The organism is Streptomyces sp. NPDC002784 (genome assembly GCF_053592135.1).
The window spans coordinates 1-18879 of the sequence record NZ_JBSFVD010000032.1 but is presented as its reverse complement, the minus strand read 5'-3'; the positions used below and the strand labels follow the sequence as shown (position 1 = coordinate 18879).

General features: G+C 70.5%; 15 protein-coding genes and 1 pseudogene. 12 read left to right on the top strand and 4 right to left on the bottom strand.

What is annotated here, in order from left to right; translation table 11 throughout:
* The first annotated feature begins 17 nt into the window (after positions 1 to 17).
* From ACWD1Z_RS32880 to ACWD1Z_RS32865, 4 genes are all read left to right on the top strand, one after another.
* Complete coding sequence (locus tag ACWD1Z_RS32880; protein WP_451123814.1) at positions 18 to 563, top strand: hypothetical protein; 546 nt, start codon at positions 18 to 20, stop codon at positions 561 to 563.
* 74 nt (positions 564 to 637) lie between these two features.
* On the top strand, positions 638 to 907 hold the full coding sequence (locus ACWD1Z_RS32875) for a hypothetical protein (protein WP_451123812.1): 270 nt from the start codon (positions 638 to 640) through the stop codon (positions 905 to 907).
* Between the two features lie 513 nt (positions 908 to 1420).
* A complete protein-coding gene (locus ACWD1Z_RS32870) occupies positions 1421 to 2092 on the top strand; it encodes a YcaO-like family protein (RefSeq protein WP_451123810.1) in 672 nt (223 codons plus the stop codon).
* Between the two features lie 297 nt (positions 2093 to 2389).
* A complete protein-coding gene (locus ACWD1Z_RS32865) occupies positions 2390 to 3406 on the top strand; it encodes an NAD(P)H-dependent glycerol-3-phosphate dehydrogenase (protein WP_451123808.1) in 1017 nt (338 codons plus the stop codon).
* A 251-nt stretch (positions 3407 to 3657) separates the two neighbouring features.
* Here the strand turns inward: ACWD1Z_RS32865 and ACWD1Z_RS32860 are convergent, their stop codons facing one another.
* Both ACWD1Z_RS32860 and ACWD1Z_RS32855 read right to left on the bottom strand, forming a co-directional pair.
* A complete protein-coding gene (locus ACWD1Z_RS32860; protein WP_451123806.1) occupies positions 3658 to 4221 on the bottom strand; it encodes a peptide deformylase in 564 nt (187 codons plus the stop codon).
* On the bottom strand, positions 4218 to 5192 hold the full coding sequence (locus ACWD1Z_RS32855) for a helix-turn-helix domain-containing protein (RefSeq protein ID WP_451123804.1): 975 nt from the start codon (positions 5190 to 5192) through the stop codon (positions 4218 to 4220). The genes ACWD1Z_RS32860 and ACWD1Z_RS32855 overlap by 4 nt, the downstream gene beginning before the upstream one ends.
* Before the next feature lie 147 nt (positions 5193 to 5339).
* On the opposite strand from ACWD1Z_RS32855, the gene ACWD1Z_RS32850 reads away from it, so the two are divergent.
* The 5 genes from ACWD1Z_RS32850 to ACWD1Z_RS32830 are packed head-to-tail and all read left to right on the top strand — an operon-like array spanning position 5340 to position 9861.
* On the top strand, positions 5340 to 6494 hold the full coding sequence (locus ACWD1Z_RS32850; RefSeq protein ID WP_451123802.1) for a glycosyltransferase: 1155 nt from the start codon (positions 5340 to 5342) through the stop codon (positions 6492 to 6494).
* Complete coding sequence (locus ACWD1Z_RS32845) at positions 6491 to 7195, top strand: hypothetical protein (RefSeq protein ID WP_451123800.1); 705 nt, start codon at positions 6491 to 6493, stop codon at positions 7193 to 7195. Before ACWD1Z_RS32850 ends, ACWD1Z_RS32845 begins: the two co-directional genes overlap by 4 nt.
* Positions 7192 to 8427, top strand: a complete 1236-nt coding sequence (locus ACWD1Z_RS32840; RefSeq protein ID WP_451123798.1) for a hypothetical protein — start codon at positions 7192 to 7194, stop codon at positions 8425 to 8427. Before ACWD1Z_RS32845 ends, ACWD1Z_RS32840 begins: the two co-directional genes overlap by 4 nt.
* Positions 8421 to 9287, top strand: a complete 867-nt coding sequence (locus ACWD1Z_RS32835) for a glycosyltransferase family 2 protein (RefSeq protein ID WP_451123796.1) — start codon at positions 8421 to 8423, stop codon at positions 9285 to 9287. Before ACWD1Z_RS32840 ends, ACWD1Z_RS32835 begins: the two co-directional genes overlap by 7 nt.
* Positions 9288 to 9327: 40 nt before the next feature.
* Positions 9328 to 9861, top strand: a complete 534-nt coding sequence (locus ACWD1Z_RS32830) for an AAA family ATPase (protein ID WP_451123794.1) — start codon at positions 9328 to 9330, stop codon at positions 9859 to 9861.
* On the opposite strand, the pseudogene ACWD1Z_RS32825 reads toward ACWD1Z_RS32830, so the two are convergent.
* Positions 9839 to 10300, bottom strand: a pseudogene (locus ACWD1Z_RS32825) (DNA-processing protein DprA); the annotation flags it as partial. The gene ACWD1Z_RS32830 and the pseudogene ACWD1Z_RS32825 sit on opposite strands and share 23 nt — an antisense overlap.
* On the opposite strand from ACWD1Z_RS32825, the gene ACWD1Z_RS32820 reads away from it, so the two are divergent.
* Positions 10269 to 10496, top strand: a complete 228-nt coding sequence (locus tag ACWD1Z_RS32820) for a hypothetical protein (RefSeq protein WP_451123792.1) — start codon at positions 10269 to 10271, stop codon at positions 10494 to 10496. The pseudogene ACWD1Z_RS32825 and the gene ACWD1Z_RS32820 overlap by 32 nt on opposite strands.
* A 1834-nt stretch (positions 10497 to 12330) precedes the next feature.
* On the opposite strand, the gene ACWD1Z_RS32815 is transcribed toward ACWD1Z_RS32820, so the two are convergent.
* Positions 12331 to 12465, bottom strand: coding sequence for a hypothetical protein (locus ACWD1Z_RS32815; protein WP_451123790.1), 135 nt, complete (start codon positions 12463 to 12465; stop codon positions 12331 to 12333).
* 2150 nt (positions 12466 to 14615) lie between these two features.
* On the opposite strand from ACWD1Z_RS32815, the gene ACWD1Z_RS32810 reads away from it, so the two are divergent.
* Positions 14616 to 14846 (top strand): hypothetical protein, encoded by a 231-nt coding sequence (locus ACWD1Z_RS32810; protein WP_451123788.1) that lies wholly within the window; start codon positions 14616 to 14618, stop codon positions 14844 to 14846.
* Positions 14847 to 17989: 3143 nt separating this feature from the next.
* Positions 17990 to 18823: a CRISPR-associated endonuclease Cas3'' gene (locus ACWD1Z_RS32805; RefSeq protein WP_451123786.1), complete on the top strand. Its 834-nt coding sequence runs from the start codon at positions 17990 to 17992 to the stop codon at positions 18821 to 18823.
* Positions 18824 to 18879: the final 56 nt, after the last annotated feature.

Sequence of the window (18879 nt, the reverse complement as noted above, 5' to 3'; positions counted from 1 at the left end):
AGAAGGGAACCCTCGCCATGTCTGCGCACGAAAGCGCCCCGGCTCTTACCCCGGACGTCTACCTCTTGTTCGCGCACGAGCCCTACTACCCGGACGCCGCCCGGGAGGTCAACACCACCGTCGTGGCCGCAGCCTCCCTGCTGCACGCCCGCGTACGGCAGCCCGACGGCGCCCGCATCCACGACCTCCTCACCCGAGGCCGCCGGCCCGGCGAGATCGTGCCGCTGTCCACCCTCACCCACGAACTCGACGCAGGCGCCCGCTGGCCGGAGGTCGGCGACTGGGAGGGCATCACCGAGGACCTGCTGCGGCTCATCCGCGATCACGCTTGCGACGCCCTGAGCCTGGGACTGCCGCTGATCGCGCGCGCTTTGCTGTGCGCCGGCCCGCACAGTCAGGTGGTCCGCGCCCACGTCGGCGACACCAGCCGCCTCACCGCGTACGAGCCGGATGACCGCGGCACCATACTCGCCGAGATCGACAAGTTCCTGACGCCACTGGTGGCCGAGCAGGCGCTATGGCCCGGCGACGACCTGCTCCCCCCGCTCAGCCACCGCTCATGAACCAAACGGCCCCAAGGGCGGACGCACGCCGCGCAGCTGCACCCACCCACAACCCCACCAAGAAACGAGTCCTGATGACCCTAGTTGCTGCCGTCGTGGTGGCCGCTGTGACCGGCGCTGGAGTTCTCACCGCGCAGGCCGTGTTCCAGCGCATCCACCCTGAACCCACCTGCGTCACCTGCGGCACCCGGTCCGGTCATCGCGTTGCCGGCCACACCGACCGCACCTGCCGCGACTTCGTCCAGGAACAGCGCCGCCGTGCACAGGCTGCGGCCGCCGCTGCAGGCACCCCGCCCCCGCTCCTGCCCGACGCCTACGGCAACTCCTGGCCCTGCGGCTCCTGAAGGAGCACGCACGGCTGCCGCGCGGAAAACAGCGATGGCCGGTTCTGCGAAGCCGTAGGGCTCTGCTGTTCGCGAACATCAGCGGGCCGTCCGTCTCCTTCCTGAGCGCGCGGACCTGGGGGGTGAACGCCTGGTACACCATCTTTCGTCTTCCAAGGGCCGGTGCAGGTGCGGGCCCGGCCGAGCCAGGGCCAGTCACCCCGCTCCGAAAGGAGGTCAACAGGTCGAACGGCAGCCGGTCACCGTCGACTTCACAGCTGCGCCGGACCTCGATGTGCCGCTCGGGCGGAACGCCGAGGGCCGCGCTGTGCTGGGCGGCGAGTTCGCTGGCACTCGGCCAGCGGACCCCGTCGACGGTGACCGAGGGCCAATCCATGGGGCCCAGGCTTGCATGGCGGTCCAGTCGCGATCGGCGACATCAGCCTCACGAGCGGCGTTCATCGCGATGACTCCGGCCACAGGTCCGTCTTTCCCCGGACAGGGTGATGACGAATGTGGCTGGAGATGGCATGGGTGGACAACGCCCATAACGTGCCCGTGTGCGCCGCCAACATCTGGTCCGTGGACTACCCGATCGTCTTCGCCGGGTCCGGCTGCCACTTCGACCCGGCGATAGCGCTGTCGTGGGCGCTCACCGAGGCCGCGCAGTCCCGGCTGACGTGCATCGCCGGAACCCGCGATGACCTTGACTCCCATGAGGGCGCGTTCGCCGCCAGTCCGCCCCGGCCGCTGATCGCTGACCTGCCGACCGGCGACTGGAACACCCTGACCCACAACGGCGAACCCGAGCACGACGATCTCGACGTGCACCTGCCCACCATCGCCGCCAGTGTGGCTGGCGTCACCGGCTACGAGCCAGTCGTCTTCACCTTCCACGACGCGGAGGCGGTCGCGGCTGTAAAGGTCGTCAGTCCTGGCCTGGAGATGCGGATCATCCGGTCCATCCTCGCCCTGGAGGCTGCCGTGCCTGACGCAGCCCTGACCGAGACCGATGAGGCGTACGACAGGGTGTACGACGCCGTGCACTCGGCGCGAGCATCCAGCTCGATCGTCCGCAACCTCTACGCCCAGGCGCGTACGCCCACGGCCTTGTCTGCGTCGATGCCCTCGGAAGGCGGGTCGACCGGCCGACGGTGCTGGGGAAGATCCGGCGCGTCCTCAAGCCCGGAGCGCGCGCAGTCCTGACCTCCAGCCCCATGCGGACGGCACGGCCGCCGTCGTGGCCCGAGGACGCCACCCGCGCCGGTCTGGTCCTGGAGGCCGGTCACGAGCGAACCCACGAGCCCAGGATGTGACGCCGCCTGTACGAGCTGTGGAGCCAGCACGAGAACGAGTTACGCAGGGAACTCGGCGACGAACAGGCCGACACCATGCTCTTCGAGGCGCGGATGCGCGACTCGAAGCTCGAAAACCGGCAGGCGCTGGTCGTTACATTGAGGCGCCCGGACAACACCCCGCCCCCGCTCGAAGGAGTGCCCCCGCATGACCAGTCGTGTCGCTGTCTACGGAGCCGGATCGTGGGGGACCGCGTTCTCCCTCATCCTCGCTGACGCCGGACGCCAGGTGACGCTGTGGGGCCGCCGCCCCGATCTGGTCGACGCGATCAACGCCACCGGCGAGAACCGCGACTACCTGCCGGGCGTACAGCTCCCCGACCGTGTGCGGGCAACTGCCGACCCGGCCGAGGCAGCACGTGGGGCGGACATCGTCGTCCTGGCGGTCTCTGCCCAGTACGCGCGGTCGCTTTTGGCGGAGTGGCGGGGCCTGTGGGAGCCCGACGCATTGTTCGTGTCGCTGATGAAGGGTGTGGAGCTGGGCACCAACCGGCTGATGAGCGAGGTAATCGCGGATACCACCGACGCGGGCCCTGACCGGATCATTGTGCTGTCCGGCCCGAACCTCGCCCGCGAGATCGTCCAGCGCCAGCCGGCCGCGAGCGTCGTCGCCTGCGCCGACGCGACCACAGCCGCACGCGTCCAAGCGGCCTGCCGCACCCCGTACTTCCGGCCGTACACGAACACCGACGTCGTTGGTTGCGAACTCGGCGGAGCCGTGAAGAACGTCATCGCCTTGGCCGTCGGCGTCACAGACGGCATGGGCCTCGGCGACAACGCCAAGGCTGCCTTGGTGACCCGCGGCCTCGCCGAGGCGACCCGGCTCGGTGTCGCCATGGGCGCGGACCCGATGACCTTCTCCGGGCTGGCCGGCATGGGCGACCTGGTGGCCACCTGCTCGTCGACGCTATCGAGGAACCACAGCTTCGGCTACCGGCTCGGCCAGGGCCTCACAGTGGAGGAAGCGAGGAAGGCGACCACGCAGACCGCCGAGGGCGTCGCCTCCAGCAAGGCCATTAGCGCGCTCGGCGAGCGGCATGCCGTCGAGCTGCCGATCACCGCGGCGGTGGTCGACATCATCCACCGTGGCGAGGACCCGAGGGGCGTCGTTGCTGCGCTCATGTCTCGCACGCCGAAGCCCGAGAGGATCGTCCAGGCCGACTGAGCAGTGCCGGGGAAGGGATCACCGCCAGCATCGCGGTGTAGAGGGCGTCGAGGGGCAGGGGATGGACCTAGAGGCAGGAAGCCAGAAGGTCGTCGTAGCCAGCCTGGGCGATGTATCTGCGCAGGAGCCCTCGGAGAAGCGAGGGGGACGGCGGAGGCGTCCCGGTCAATGATCACCGGCTGCGGTTACACAGAGCCACTGAAACCGGTGATTACTGCCTATACGTGATACACGCAGGTCACATGTGTGATCTACTCGTAGGCCCAAGCCTGGCCGGTCTGGCGGTATTCCTCCACAGGGATCGGGGCAACGCCCTTCCTCATGTGGGCGGTGTACAGCAGGCCGTTGAGGTGGTCGATCTCGTGGTGGATGAGGCGGGCGAGGCCGCGCGCGTACACCGTCGTCACCGTATCGCCGGTCAGGGCCGTGGTCTCGACGGTGATCTTCAAGGGGCGGGGGACGAGTCCGCGGACGTCAAAGAAGCTGAGGCAGCCCTCGTACTGCTCGTCCATTTCGTCGCAGCGGTCGGTGATCCGCGGGTTGAGCAGGATGATCGCCGGGGCCTCGCCGGGCGGCTGGACGACGGCGGCAGACTGGCCGATGCCGATTTGCGGGGCGGCAAGGCCCATGCCTTTAGCGAAGGGGTGGACCTGGCCGATCCGTTCCATGGCGGCGAACAGCTCATCGGTGATGCGCTCGGCCTTGTCACGCTCGGCGGGCAAGGTGAAGGCGCGGGCCGGTTCGGCAAGAATGCCGGCGCCGCGTTGGACGACTCCGATGTCCCGCATCTGCTGGCTGGGCCGCACCTCAATCACCTGAAGTCCCCTTGTTCCGTGTTGTGTTCGGGCCGGGCCCGGAACCTCCATTCAAGACGGTACCGAGCGTGGAGGGCGGGTGTGGTCGTGATCCATGTGAATTGCCGCAGTTCACCGTCGTTGCTGCGGACGGGCGGGGTTCGAAGCGGGGAGGCTTCGGCGGTCATAGAGGTTTCGGTGCCCCATACGACGGGGTCGAGGGCGGCGGGGAAGGCGAGCTGAACCTCGAGTTGTTCGGTGGGCAGGCGTACGGCCCGCTGGAACCAGTTGCCCCATTTGTCGTCGCCGACGGTATAGGCGTACTCGATCCACACGGACTCGCCGGGGTAGAGCGGGAAGCGGCCGTGTTCGTTGTCGAACAGCAGCCAGACTTCCTTGAACGCGTCGCGGTCGTGCTTGGCCTGCCACCGCATCGTCTCGCCCCGGCAGGTGGCCATGAGGTCGAGTTCGCCCCAGGTCAGCGGATGTGCCCGGTAGTGCGCGTTGGACTGCTCCGGGTCGCCGGGGTAGCGGTCGACGGAGATGCGGATCAGGTAGCGGGTCACGGGCTCCTCGCCGGTGTTCCGCAGTAGCCGCCGCATGGTGAGCCGGTAGGAGCGGCCGTCGTACTGGAGCCGGGCAGCATCGTGTTCAACGACAAGGGCAGAGCCGGTGGCGTACGGCTGCTCGGGCCTGCGCGGGGCCGGCGGGGCGGAAGGTGGGCGCCGGGACCTCATGCGGGCATGCTCGTAGTCACACCAGCGCCGCCAGATTGCCTTCCCGGCGTGCAACGTCTCTTCGGCAAGCCGGGCGAACTCCTCGCTGGGCTTATGCCGACCGGACTCCATGTGGCTGACGTACGACGGGTCGAAGCCCATGGCCAGCGCTAATGACCGCTTGGACATACCGCGTACTTCCCGCCACCGTGCGAACTCGGCCGCGAAATCCTCGGCCGCCTGCTCAACGGTGATCTCCTCGCCCTGCGCGCCCATCGAAGCCCCCGCCCCGCGTCACTTGTTGGTGAGCATGAATGAACCGTGAGTGAGCCCAGTTCATCATCCCGTCACGGCCTGCGTCGCCGTTTTCCTTCCCTCAGCGGCCCGGACCGATCCCCGGGCGGATGAGGGAGGCGACGCATCATGCGCGTGCTGTACCTGCTGAACATCTCCAACCCCGACCGGCTGTCAGCGGATTCGGGGTATATCTTCGCGGACCTGCTGGCCCCGGCCCTGGCCGACGCCGGGGCCGAGGTGAGCGTCGCGGCCCCGGCTGCGGCCGGGGATGCCCGCTGCGGCTTCCACCAGACCAAGGTGCCGGGCACGAAGTACCGGGCCCGGTTTTCGGCGGACATCGACGAGCTGGTGGCGCTGATCCGGGCCGAGAAGCCGGATGTGGTGGTGGCCAACCAGATCGAACAGGCCCCGGCGATCCGCGCGGCCCTGCTGGAGTCCGGATCGAATGCGCTGCTGGCCGGGTACTGCCACTACCTGCCGTTCTCCTTCGACGGCGGCGGCCAGCTTATGCTCGACCCCTCCCTGAACGACGCGGGGCTCGGGCGGCCGGCGCTGCTGGCGTTCGCCGCCGGCCTTGCCACCTGCGACCGCGTGATGGTCCACTCCGCCACGGCTGCCTCCTGGGTGTCGGCCGCCGCCGCCCGGATGACTGTGGACCTCGGGGAGAGGCTGCGGGTGGTGCCCGCCCCGCGTGACGAGCGTCTGGTCCGCGACCCAGCCACCACTCAGTTCGCCTCCGGCACGGCAATCGGCATCTACAACCACCGGCTCTACGCGCACTACGGCACCGGGCAATTCGTGGACCTCGCCCGCGACCTGGTCACCTCTGGCACGGTACGTCTTCGGGTCATGGACCTGTTCGGCCAGCGCCGAGCGGAACGCAAGGGCCTGGACGACAGCCCTGAGAAGATGCGGAATCAGCTCGCCGCGCTACCGCACGTCCAGGTTGTCTCCGACCGCGGTGACCGCGTCCGCTACAAGAACCTGCTGGCTGGCGCCCGCTTCGGCATTGCGCCCTTCCGGCCGGGCTGCCCCTGGTCGATGAGCGTGATCGACTGCCAGGGCATGGGCCTGCCGGTCATCGCCCCGCGTCTGGGCTGGCTGGCCGAGCACATCGACCCCGAGCTGTGCTTCACCACCCCGGCCGAAGCCGTCGTCCTGGCCGAGCGCCTGGCCACCGACGACGAGTTCCACGCCGTTCACGCCAAGCGGGCCCACGCCTCCACCGCCGACTTCACTCCCGGCCTGGTCGCCGCCCGCTACCTGGAGGCCATCTCGTGACCAGCTTCGACGCCGTCTTCCTCTCGTATGACGAGCCGATGGCCAACTCCCTGCACGCCCGGCTTCAACGGACGCTGGGCGGCACGGTCAAGCGCCTGCACGGTGTGCACGGGATGCGCCGGGCCTACCGGTTGTGTGCCGAGGTCGTCGAGCGCGAGCAGTTCTTCCTCGCCGACGGCGACTTCGCCATCGACGCCGACTTCGACGTGGCCGCCGTCGAGCCACTGGAGGAGGGCGTCTCCATGCGGGTGTGGCGAGCGGCCAACCCGGTCAACGGCCTGACCTACGGCTACGGCGGGCTGAAACTGATCTGTCGCAGCGCCCTGCGCGAAATGGGCGAGGCCGTGGACGTGCTGGCCGCCCTGCCAGGACGCATCGAGTTCGCCCAGGAGATCGCCGGGATCACGCGGTTCAACCAGAGCCCGTTCCACGCCTGGAAGGCCGGTTTCCGCGAGTGCGCGATGCTTTCGCGCGGCAGCGAGTACGGCATGGCCGACGACGACGCCCACCAGCGCGTCGAGGCATGGACGCTCAGCCGCAGCGGAGAGTTCGCCGCCTACGCCGCAGCCGGGGCCAGGGAGGGCGTCACCTTCGCCCGCCAGACCGCACGCGACCCGCAGCAGTTCGATCACCTCAACAATCCCACCTGGCTGCGGGAGAGGTTCATCGCCGCCCACAGGGAACAGGTGGTCTCGGGGTGACCGGCCTACTCGTGCTCATCGAGCCGTACGCGAACCGCCTGGGCGGGCACCACCAGCGCACGCTGGTGGCCCTCGCCCAGGCCCGGCCCGACAGCCTGGTCATCGCCCCACACGGAATCGACCGCGACGCCGTGGCGGGCCTGCGTGAGGCGGGAGCCCGGCTGGTGACCGCGCCGGCCGGGAGACGGGCGCCCGTGCTGCTGGCCGCCTCCCGGCTCGCAGCCGGGCTGTCGGCCGCCGGGCAGCGGGTCTTGCGTTCGCGCCGCTGGCCCCGCCCCCTGCGGCGGCTGCCGCACCAGATCACACTGATCGCCCGCTGTTTGACGGAGGCAGCCGCGTTGCGGTCCGCCCGCCAACTGGAGCCCGACGCCGACGCGGTGGTGATCCTCACCGCGAGCGAGGCCCTGCACGGGGCCGCCGCCCTCCTCGGCGGCCAGCCGCACCTTCGCTTCGTCCACGAGACTGTGACCACGGAGGACGCCGTCGTGCGGCTGCTTAGCCGGCTTGCCCGCCGGGGCGAGCAACGGGTGATCGCGATATATCCGACCCAGGCAGTCGGCTCTCAGCTCGCCGCGGCCTTCCCTCACCTGCCCGCCGTGGTGCGAGCCTTCTCGGTCGACGACGGCCGCCGTCTGACCGACGCTGAACGCGGCGGCGGCCGCACGGCGTTCGGCATCCCCTGCGCCCAAGCCGCAGTGTGTCTGGTGGGCGGCTGGTGGTCTTATAAGGACATCGACGTCATCGACGCCGCCCTGCCCCGGCTGACGGAGCCACTGCACCTGGTGGTCGCGGGCGATCCGCTCGACGAAGCCGTACTCGCGCGGTGGCGGGCCCTGCCCACCCTCCGCCTGCACACCGTGCCGGGTCCCGTCGCAGAGAACGTGCTGCGCCTGGTCTACGGCGCCGCCGACGCAGCCCTGGTCGCCCGCCGGCCCGCAGTCGGTAAGGAATCCGGGCTCGTGATGGACGCAGCCCGCCTCGGCGTCCCCCTCATCGTCTCCGACCACGACCCCGTCCTCACCGGCCGCTTGCACGGCCAGCCCTGGGCCCTGACCTTCACCACCGGCGACCCGGACAATCTCGCCGCTGCCCTGCACGCCGTCATCCGCCAGCCTCCCAAACCGCCCGGACCCGAGGCACCCGGACTGGTCGGGATGCGGACGGCCGAAGAGCAGGCCGATTTCCTCACCCGAACCTTCACTTCGCTCACGACCAAGGAGTTCCGATGCTGAGGACGCCTCCCGCCCTGATCGCCGTCATCGGTCCCATTGAGCCTTCGCTGCTGGCCACCTGGGTGCGCCACTACCGGTGGCTCGGCGTCGAGCGTTTCCTGATCGTCTTCCACTTTCCCGATCACGTCCCCGACACCCAGCGGCACGAGCTCCAGGCCGCCTGCCGCGAACTCGGCATCATCCCCACTGGCGCCAGCACCGGCCCGTGGCACGAGCACACCAACACCCGGCTCCGCGACGCGCTGCGGCGCCAGGCCGGTCCCGGCTGGCACCTGCTGGCCGACGCTGACGAGTTCCAGCAGTACCCCGCCCCGCTTAACGAGGTGATCACCCAGGCCGAGAAGACTGGACACCGGGTGGTGGGCGGGCTGATGCTCGACCGCGTCGCTGCCAGCGGACGCCTGACCGGTTGGAGGCCCGAAGGCGGCCTCGACCTGGCCTATCCTCTCGGCGGCCACCTCACCCACCGGCTCCTGCACGGCGACCCGAGAAAGATCGTCCTGGCTCGCCACGACGTCACCGTCTCGTCCGGCAATCACCGTTCCCCCGGCCACCGGCCGAACGCTGACCGCATCTGCGCGGTTCATCATTTCAAGTGGCGCTCGGGTGTTCTGGACGACCTGCGCCGCCGGGTGCAGCACTTCACCTCCGGCACCTGGCAGGAACACACCCCGGCCGTCCGGGACGAGGCCAACCGCCTGCTGACCCACGTCGGCCAGCACGGCGGCGTGATCAACACCAGCGATCCGCGCTTCGCCTTCCGCCGGGCCAGCCTGGATCAGATACCTTTCGGCTGGTCCTCCGAGGCCCGCAACATCTTCATCACCTGGCGTCCTCACGCCCGCAGCGGCCAGGATTGACAGGCAGCACCCGCGCTCGCGGACACCAAGTCGCGGAAGGATGACCAACGTGCCTCTCGCCGTGCTCCTGGCCGGCCTCACCGGCTCCGGGAAGACCACCGTCGCCCAGGCCCTGGCCGACCGCGGCTACATCCGGCTGTCCGTGGACGAGGAGGTCCACCGACTCCACGGCCGGTACGGCGTGGACTACCCCGAGCACACCTACTTCGAGCGCGAACGGCCCGTGGTCGAAGCGATCCGGGAACGGTTTATTAAGGAGATCGAAGCCGGGAACGACGTCGTCCTGGACCACGGCCTGTGGCGGCGCAGCGACCGCAATGTCTGGCGGCAGGCCGCCCGCGATGCGGGCGGCCTGCCCGTAGTGGTCTACCTCCCCGCCGACCGCGAAGAGCTCCTGCGGCGCCTGGCCGAACGCAACCAGCGCGAGGACGCCAACGCGCTGACTGTCTCCCCCGAAGCCCTTAACGACTTCTTCGCCCGCTTCGACCCCCCGACCGACGACGAAGAAGTGATCGTCTACACCGGGGACCTGGACGTGCTCGCGGCGGCACTCACCGAGGCCCGGGGGCGGTAAGGCGGGGCCTCGACTTTGGTGCCGACCCGTACGGGGCCGTGCCGCTGCGGGCGGCGTGCAGGCGGCGGACGTTGCCGACCGCGGCGGCCTGTTCCCTCAGACGCTCGATCTCCTCGTGCTGGGCCGTGAGTCGGGAGATGGCGAGGGTCTTGAACGCCGTGAGCTCGGCCAGTGCCTCGTCCCGAGCCGTTCCTCCAGCTCGGCGACCTGGGCCGAGCAGGGCTGCGCTGGCCCGCAGGGTTGGTCCGCTGGTTGGGGTGCCGGGCGGGAACAGGCTGACCACCGCGCCGCCGCTGGTGGGGATGGAGCTCAGCAGCTGGGCGTGGTCGTGCGCGTGGGCGCGGTCCAGGCCGCGTGGCAGGACGGCGAGGGTGGTGTGTCCGGCCTGGGCGGCGGCGCGGTGGGCGGTGGCATCGACGCCGTACGTGAGCGTGGCGGTGACCGTGTGCCCAGCCTCGGCGACGGCGGTGGCGAAGGCCCTCGTCCATAGGGTGCCCCAGCGCCCGGGCGAGGATCACCATCTGCTGTTCGCCCGCCCCGGCCTCCCGGGCGGCGAACAGTTCGCGGGCGACCTCTCCCGGCAGGAACTGCGTGATCCCGCGCACCTGCGGATTATCCGAAGACCCGGCCGGTGAGGCGAACCCGAACCGCGCCTTGGTGCTGTGGAAGACGAAGCCGCCGGCCTCGGCCCGAGCGGGGGTCTGCCCAGGGCGGCCAGCAGGTTGTGGGCGAGGGCGCTCCTGGATGCCGGACGAACCACGCCCGCGTCGGCGCGGAGCGCGCCCACCACATCCTGGAAACGAGCATCATCGACGAACCACCCCCGCGTCGGCGGGGAGCACGCCCGCACGATCATCGAGTCGAGCCCCGCGCACGGACCACCCCCGCGTCGGCGGGGAGCACATCTGACCGTCCGCAGTGATCGAGATCGCTACGGACCACCCCGCGTCGGCGTCGAGCACTTGAGGGACGGGTGCTCGGTGAGCAGGAACCATCGGATCACCCCCACAGCTGCGTGGAGCACCCGTGTGTTCGTGCCACAGCCAGGCCGCGAGTAGCGGACCCCCACGTGGGCGGGAAGCACGTGACGTTTCGCGTGCTGGCCTCGTGACACTACGGACCACTCCCTCGTCGCCGGGGAGCACGAGGTCGGCGGCACCCAGTGGACACTGGATCTACGGTTCACCCCCGCATCAACGGGGAGCACGCTCTGACATGGTCTGGCAAGTCGACCCTCTTCGGTTCACCCCCGCGTCGGCGGGGAGCACCCGTACTGCTCCATCAGCTCCTGGCTGTCCAGCGGACCACCCCCGCGTCGGCGGGGAGCACTGAATGGTCAGCCCGGCCCCGGAGGTCGAGAACGGACCACCCCCGCGTCGGCGGGGAGTACGTTCGCTACAACCCTGACCCCGACTCTGAAGTCGGACCACCGTCGCGTCGGTGGGGAGCACCCGGATTGCGGGAACCGCCCCGGCCCAAGAGACGAACCGCCCCCCGCGTCGGCGGGGAGCACCGGCTGCGCTCCGGCATGGGGCCCACGATGCCGAACCACCCTCGCGTCGGCCGGGAACACCAGGAGTTCAGCCACGACATCAATCCCGGAGGCGGATCATCTTCGCGTCGGCGAACCACCCCGCGTCGGCGGGGACCACTCGCCCAAGCCATGCAGCTCGTCGTAGATGGCCGAATCGCCCCTGCTTCGGCGGGAGCACGGCTCCGGTTCGGGCTGCCTGCCCCCGTACGGCGAATCACCCCTGCGTCGGCGGGGAGCACGGGATTCCCCTGGTCGAGTGCAGCTATGGCCGAACCACCGCCGCGTTGGCGGGGGCACTCGGCCGGCGCCTTCAACCAGCGGATGGCCACCGGACCACCCCCGCGTCGGAGGGGAGCACCGCCTAGCGGTCGGCGGCCTGCACAGTTGGGCCGAACCACCCCCGGGCCGGCGGGGAGTACGCCGGCTCTTCGGTGACCTTGCGCTTGCCGAGCGAATCACCCCCGCGTCGGCGGGGAGCACGAGCCGGACTCAACGAAGAGGTCACCGAGGGACGGACCACCCCCGCGTCGGCGGGGAGCACGCGAGCTTGCCGAGCGGGATGCCGGACTTCAGCGGACCACCCCCGCGTCGGCGGGGAGCACGTTCGCCCGCGTCGGCGGGGACACCTGGACAGGTCGACCAGCCACGCCCCCGGAACCGAACCACCTCCGCGTTGGCGAGGAGCACATCTCCTGGATGTCGGCCTCCGCCCAGGTGTACGGACCACCCCCGCGTTGGCGGGGAGCGCCTCAAGGCGGACATCGAAGAGGCCGGCTTCACCGGATCACCCCCGCGTCGGCAGGGAGCACCTGTTCGAGATCGAGATCGACAGGGTCAAGTGCGGACCACCCCCGCGTCGGCGGGGAGGACCCCATCAGGGCCTGGAGGAGGAGCCCCATGCCCGGAACACGCCCGCGTCGGCGGGGAGGACCCCATCAGGGCCTGGAGGAGGAGCCCCATGCCCGGAACACCCCCGCGTCGGCGGGGAGGACGTCCACGATCGGGGTGTTGATGAACCCGTGCTCGGAACACCCCCGCGTCGGCGGGGAGGACTGGGCGATGTCGAACACGAGCTTCCGGGTGTCCGGAACACCCCCGCGTCAGCGGGGAAGACGCGTTCTGGTTCGTCGTCCTGGACGGCGACAACGGAACACCCCCGCATCGGCGGGGAAGACTTCATCGGGTACTGGATCGGGGCCCCGTCGATGGGAACACCCCCGCGTCGGCGGGGAAGACCTCAAGGCCAAGAACGTGAAGGTCTGGACCGGCGGAACACCCCCGCGTCGGCGGGGAAGACGGCTCCACGTTCTCCGACATGAAGTGGCGCGCCGGACCCCCCGTGTCGGCGGGGAGGACACGCGAGGGCGCGGGCGTCCTCGAAGGATCGGGCGTCGATCCGCGGAACACCCCCGCGTCGGCGGAGAAGACGTCCACTTCTGCGGGTACGGGTCGCCCTCGCTCGGAACACCCCCGCGTTGGCGGGGAGGACGGCGTGGAGCCTGCGGCCCTGTGCGTCGACCACGGAACGTCCCCGCGTCGGCGGGGAGGACTAGCGCATGGTGCGTCCGATCGTCGAGGTCAGCGGAACACCCCCGCGTCGGCGGGGAGGACGGCATCCACAGCAGGTCGTACACCTCGTCGGGCGGAACACCCCCGCGTCGGCGGGGAGGACGTGACGGGGAGGACCAGGAAGTCCTCCACGGCCGGAACACCCCCGCGTCGGCGGAGAGGACCTGCGACCACACCGCCGGGTCCAGGACGCCGTCGGAACACCCCCGCGTCGGCGGGGAGCACGACGAGGGCGCGGGTGCGTGGTCGGCACCGGACGGACCACCCCCGCGTCGGCGGGGGGCACGGACCGAGGGCGACGGAGTTGGTGGAGGGCGCCGGACCCCCCCCGCGTCGGCGGGGAGCACACACCCAGGGAGGACGGCTGCTCGCCCTGTGGCGGACCACCCCCGCGTCGGCGGGGAGCACGTGGTGTAGCCGCGCCCGGAGAACGGCCCCTCCGGACCACCCCCGCGTCGGCGGGGAGCACGGAGCGATCATGAACGGAAGTCTGCGGAATATCGGACCACCCCCGCGTCGGCGGGGAGCACCCGTCGTACAGGCCCACGTAGTTGAAGGTGGGCGGACCACCCCCGCGTCGGCGGGGAGCACTCGGGGAAATCGGCGCACATCAAGGCGCTGTGCGGACCACCCCCGCGTCGGCGGGGAGCACACATAGTGCAGCACGCAGTCCCCTCTTGTCAGCGGACCACCCCCGCGTCGGCGGGGAGCACGCACCGGGGCCGCTCACCAAGATCTTCGCCCCCGGACCACCCCCGCGTCGGCGGGGAGCACTCCCGCTTCCCCGACCTTGAGGGCGCCCCTTCCGAACCACCCCCGCGTTGGCGGGGAACACCCGTCGGCGATGTCCGCCGTGAGCTTCGCCTTCGGACTACCCTCGCGTCGGCGGCGAGGACGTTCAAGCGGCAGGCGCTGCAGGGCCTCGCCAATGGAACACCCCCGCGTCGGCGGGGAGGACCATCCCGACCTCCGCGGCGGGCACAAGCTCGCCGGAACACCCCCGCGTCGGCGGGAAAGACGCCCCGAACGCCGTGGACCGGTTCGTGAAGGGCGGAGCACCCCCGCGTCGGCGGGGAGGACCTCCGGGCTCTTGATGAGCCGTGCCAATCCCACGGAACACCCCCGCGTCGGCGGGGAGGACATGCCGTACAACGCGGCCTGACGGGCGCGGTACGGAACACCCCCGCGTCGGCGGGGAAGACCCGCGCATCACCCGGGCCAGCCGGCTGGGGAACGGAACACCCCCGCGTCGGCGGGCCCGCCGAGGAAGAGGATCCGCTCCTGATGGGGCGGAACACCCCGCGTCGGCGGGGAGGACGCCGGAACCTACGACGCGATGTGCGACCTGGTCGGAACACCCCCGCGTCGGCGGGGAAGGCATCTGCCCGTCCGCACCGATCGGGATCGCGTACGGAACACCCCCGCGTAGGCGGGGGAGACGACGTCGACAACGCCGAGCCCAAGCTCCTCGCCGGAACACCCCCGCGTCGGAGGGGAAGAGGCCAAGCGCGCCTTACTCGCCGTGGGGCTGGGCGGAACACCCCCGCGTCGGCGGGGAAGACGAGCTTCCAGCCGTCCAGCGGGCCGAGGACCTGCGGAACACCCCCGCGTTGGCGGGGAGGACGTTTCCCAGTACGGCGGATCGCAGTACATGAGCGGAACACCCCCGCGTCGGCGGGGAGCACTCGATCTGGAGGACGTCGATTTCGGCGCCGAGCGGACCACCCCCGCGTGGGCGGGGAGCACGGTGTGGCTCCTGTCCGGGCTCGGAACGTTCGCGGACCACCCCCGCGTCGGCGGGGAGCACCAGCTCCGGGAGCACGGGCCGTTCGCCCCGATCGAAGCACCCCCGCGTCGGCGGGGGGACCGGGGCCCGATGTGACGCGCACCGTCGAGAAGTGAACCATCCCCGCGCCAGCGGGGAGTCCGCCTTGTGCACTTCGCCGATCGACCCGGCCAACGAATCACCCCTGCGTCGGCGGGGAGCACTTGGAGTACGCCCTGTCGAACCTGCACGTCTACGGATCACCCCCGCGTCGGTGGGGAGCGCGAGACCGCCACCCCCGCCTACCAGGGCGACTACGGACCACCCCGCGAGGGCGGGGAGCACGTTCGCCCGCGTTGGCGGGGACACCTGGACAGGTCGACCAGCCACGCCCCCGGAACCGAACCACCTCCGCGTTGGCGAGGAGCACATCTCCTGGATGTCGGCCTCCGCCCAGGTGTACGGACCACCCCCGCGTTGGCGGGGAGCGCCTCAAGGCGGACATCGAAGAGGCCGGCTTCACCGGATCGCCCTCGCGTCGGCAGGGAGCACTCGACGACCGGCACCTGCCAGCCTTCGCCGACCGGACCACCCCCGCGTCGGCGGGGAAGACGTCTACAACGCGGACGCAAAGGCGAACGGTGTCGGACCACCCCCGCGTCGGCGGGGAGCACGACGAGACCGTACGCCCTGACGCCTCCTGGACCGAACTACCCCCGCGTTGGCGGGGAGCACGCGACCGTCGCCCACTCGGTTGTCTCGACCACCGGACCACGCCCGCGTCGGCGGGGAAGACACCGACTCCTGGTTCATGGCGTAGCCCAGAAGCGGAACACCCCCGCGTCGGCGGGGAAGACCAGGAGCGGCTCGTCGCCGAACTCCGCGGCCACGGAACACCTCCGCGTCGGCAGGGAAGACCGGGGTGAGGCGGACCCTCACGTGGTCTGGTCCGGAACACCCCCGCGTCGGCGGGGACGACCAATTGCGCTTGTCCTGCGTGAAGCTCTCAGTCGGGACACCCCCGCGTTTTCGGCGGGGAAGACCCGAGTGCCCCGTGCCGACCGGCCCGGGGCTTCGGAACACCCCCGCGTCGGCGGGGAGCACTCCAGGAACCGCAGCAGCGTCGCCAACTCGGCCGGACCACCCCCGCGTCGGCGGGGAGCACGCGACCCGGGCGTAGCGGGCCTCGTACGCCGCCGAACCACCCCCGCGTCGGCGGGGAGCACGGCGCGCAGGCTGGGGAAGCACGTGGTGCAGGCGGACCACCTCCGCGTCGGCGGGGAAGACCCCTGGGCCTGCCGAATGCGCCGGATCAGGATCGGAACACCCCCCGCGACGGCGGGGACGACGACTACGACACGGCGATGATGTACACGCCGTTCGGAACACCCCCGTGTCGGCGGGGAAGACACGAAGGTTGTCGGCTCGATGCTCCTGCACTGTGGAACACCCCCGCGTCGGCGGGGAAGACCAGGCCCCGCGCCTGAGATCAAGGACAGTACACGGATCACCCCCCCCGTCGCCGGGGAAGACAAGAGGAGCTGGGGCAGTCTCTACGGCGCCGACGGAACACCCCCGCGTCGGCGGGGAAGACCGCTACGACAGGCCGGATCAGTGGGTGGACGACGGAACATCCCCGCGTCGGCGGGGAGGACGACGGGGCGGGTGAACTCGACGCGCATCAGGGCGGAACACCCCCGCGTCGGCGGGGAAAACTTGAGCGCGATGAGGCGGGTGCGGTAGCCGAGCGGAACACCCCCGCGGTGGCGGGGAAGACCAGACGTTCGACGGCATGGTGCGCAACATCATCGGAACACCCCCGCGTCGGCGAGGAAGACGACTTGCCCAAGTTGGCGTGTTCGTACGCCGCCGGAACACCCCCGCGTCGGCGGGGAGGACAGGCGCCCAGGCCCAGATCGGGCGTCAGAGGCGGAACACCCCCGCGTCAGCGGGGAAGACGGCATCACGCCCGTGCCGGTCGCCCCCCGTCCGCGGAACACCTCCGCGTCGGCGGGGAAGACCCGCGCATCACCCGGGCCGGCTGGCTGGGGAACGGAACACCCCCGCGTCGGCGGGAAGACGCCGACCTCGGCGGGATCACCACCGCCCGGGGCGGAACACCCCCACGTCGGCGGGGAGGACTTGACGCGGACCGGTCGGTCGAGCCGGGCAGCCGGAACACCCCCGCGTCGGCGGGGGAAACGGGCCGCCCGGGATCCGTCCGGCGCCCGGGAGCGGAACACCCCCGCGTCGGCGGGGAAGACGAGAAGGCGGCCGAGTGGTGGCGCGGGCAGACCGGAACACCCCCGCGTCGGCGGGGAACACTCGCCGAGCCACGCCGCCGACTGCTCGGGCTTTGGAACACCCCCGCGGATGCGCAGGGACGACTGGGTGGGTGGGCGGCGCGGTCTTGGGAACTACCCCTGCGGGTGCGGGGACGGCCGGGTTCCCGGCCCCGGGTGGCCAGCATTCGTTGAGGGAGGCGCTGGCGAACTCGGAACTACCCCCGCGTCGGCGGGGAGCTCCTCAAGGCGGATATCGAGGAGGCCGGCTTTACCGGGTCACCCCCGCAGGTGCGGGGAGGATGTGACTGTCTTGTGGATGTGGGGCGGCAGCTGGCATCGGCCCCCGCGGGTGCGGGGCCATGACTACGCTCTTCACGTTTCAAGGAACTGTGGCAGAGACAGCGGGTTCTGCGGTGTCTCGGGGATGGTCTCCGACGAGGTGGGCAACGAAACGCCGCTTCTCACGCGGGGACAATTGCGGGGTGTGAGGGCGGCCGGCCAGCAGGGCGTCGGCGTGGTGTAAGTGGTGACGGACCCCTTTTAGGGTCCGTCACCGTTGGCTCAGAAGAGCCAGCTGACGAGTTCGTTTGTCAGGACACGGATGACCGTGCTGGCTACCACGCGCAAGACCTCGAGGAGGACCTTGCGTCGCAGGACGAACTTCTGCAGGAACCGGAACACTGTTTCTCCAGGCACAGACAGAGCCGAGGTTGCGCCACGTCCCTCGAGAGGGTCATGCGTTCATCTCGGTGTGCCGTCGTCTGGAGAGCCAATGCGATTCCGCGTACCTCGCAGGGAGGCGTGCAGCTGTAAGTACTCTACGGTGACAGCCCGTTGGTGTACCGGCGTTGCCCGAATTTCCCCTCCGGCGGGACGGAAAAGGGACGCGGCTGGCGAGGAGGCGTGGCACGACGCAGGCTTCTTCTGCCGCCTTCTTTGAAGCGCATCTGCACTCAACTCGTGGCAAGGAGGAGCGTGTCCCTGGATTCCCGTCTGTGGGGCAAGGCTGCCCGGCTGGGCAAGGATGCCCGCGGTGTGGACCGTACGCATCCTTTGATCTGTCACTTGCTGGATACGGCGGCTGTTGCTGAGGTGGTCTGGGACGAACTGCTGACCCCGCACCAGCGGTGCATGGTGGCGGCGGCGTTGCAGGTACCGCAGGGGCAGGCGCGGGCGCTCGCGGCGTTCTGGGCGGGGCTGCATGACATCGGGAAGATCAGTGTGCCGTTCCAGATGCACCGGGGTGGCCCGAAGGACGGGGCGGGGGAGCTGCTGGCTCGGCGGCTGGGCGGTGAGGTGGGGTACGGGTTCGGTGCCGGCGCTGCGCGGGATGGGCAGTCGCACGAGGCGGCGGCGCACTGGTGGCTGGTGGGGATTTTCAAGGAGATCGGCTATCCGTCGTCTGGCCGGCGTCCGCAGTCCCGGCTCAGCCATGCGGTGGCCCAGCTGCTCGGCGGGCACGGTGGCCGGTTCCATCCGGTGCTCCGCGACAAGGACGCGCGGTGTCCTGTGGCGCGTCACCCGGGGTTGGGCGGCGGGACGTGGGAGGAGCAGCGGCGGATCCACTTCGACGAGATGCGCAGAGTGCTGGGGGTGACGGCGGTTCCGCCGGGGCGGATGACGCCGGGCGCGGCTGTTGTCCTGACGGGGGTGGTGACCTTGTCGGACTGGCTGGCCAGTATCGAAGAGGAGATCCGGATGCGCCTCAGGGAAGCAGGGTGGGCTGGAACGCCCGGCGACGTGGACGCATACTGGCAGGTCGCCCGCTCGGGGTTACGTCCAGGGAAGTGGTGTACGGGTTCGACCTGATCCGGGGGTTTGCTCCGGCGTTGGGATGGGGCCCGCATAGATGAACGGCCACCGGC

Bases quoted from the DNA above. Each gene is read 5' to 3' on its own strand.
- ACWD1Z_RS32880 (WP_451123814.1), top strand. From the start codon at position 18: ATGTCTGCGCACGAAAGCGCCCCGGCTCTTACCCCGGACGTCTACCTC.
- ACWD1Z_RS32875 (WP_451123812.1), top strand. From the start codon at position 638: ATGACCCTAGTTGCTGCCGTCGTGGTGGCCGCTGTGACCGGCGCTGGA.
- ACWD1Z_RS32865 (WP_451123808.1), top strand. From the start codon at position 2,390: ATGACCAGTCGTGTCGCTGTCTACGGAGCCGGATCGTGGGGGACCGCG.
- ACWD1Z_RS32855 (WP_451123804.1), bottom strand. From the start codon at position 5,192: ATGGGCGCGCAGGGCGAGGAGATCACCGTTGAGCAGGCGGCCGAGGAT.
- ACWD1Z_RS32850 (WP_451123802.1), top strand. From the start codon at position 5,340: ATGCGCGTGCTGTACCTGCTGAACATCTCCAACCCCGACCGGCTGTCA.
- ACWD1Z_RS32835 (WP_451123796.1), top strand. From the start codon at position 8,421: ATGCTGAGGACGCCTCCCGCCCTGATCGCCGTCATCGGTCCCATTGAG.
- ACWD1Z_RS32830 (WP_451123794.1), top strand. From the start codon at position 9,328: ATGACCAACGTGCCTCTCGCCGTGCTCCTGGCCGGCCTCACCGGCTCC.
- ACWD1Z_RS32810 (WP_451123788.1), top strand. From the start codon at position 14,616: ATGAGCGGAACACCCCCGCGTCGGCGGGGAGCACTCGATCTGGAGGAC.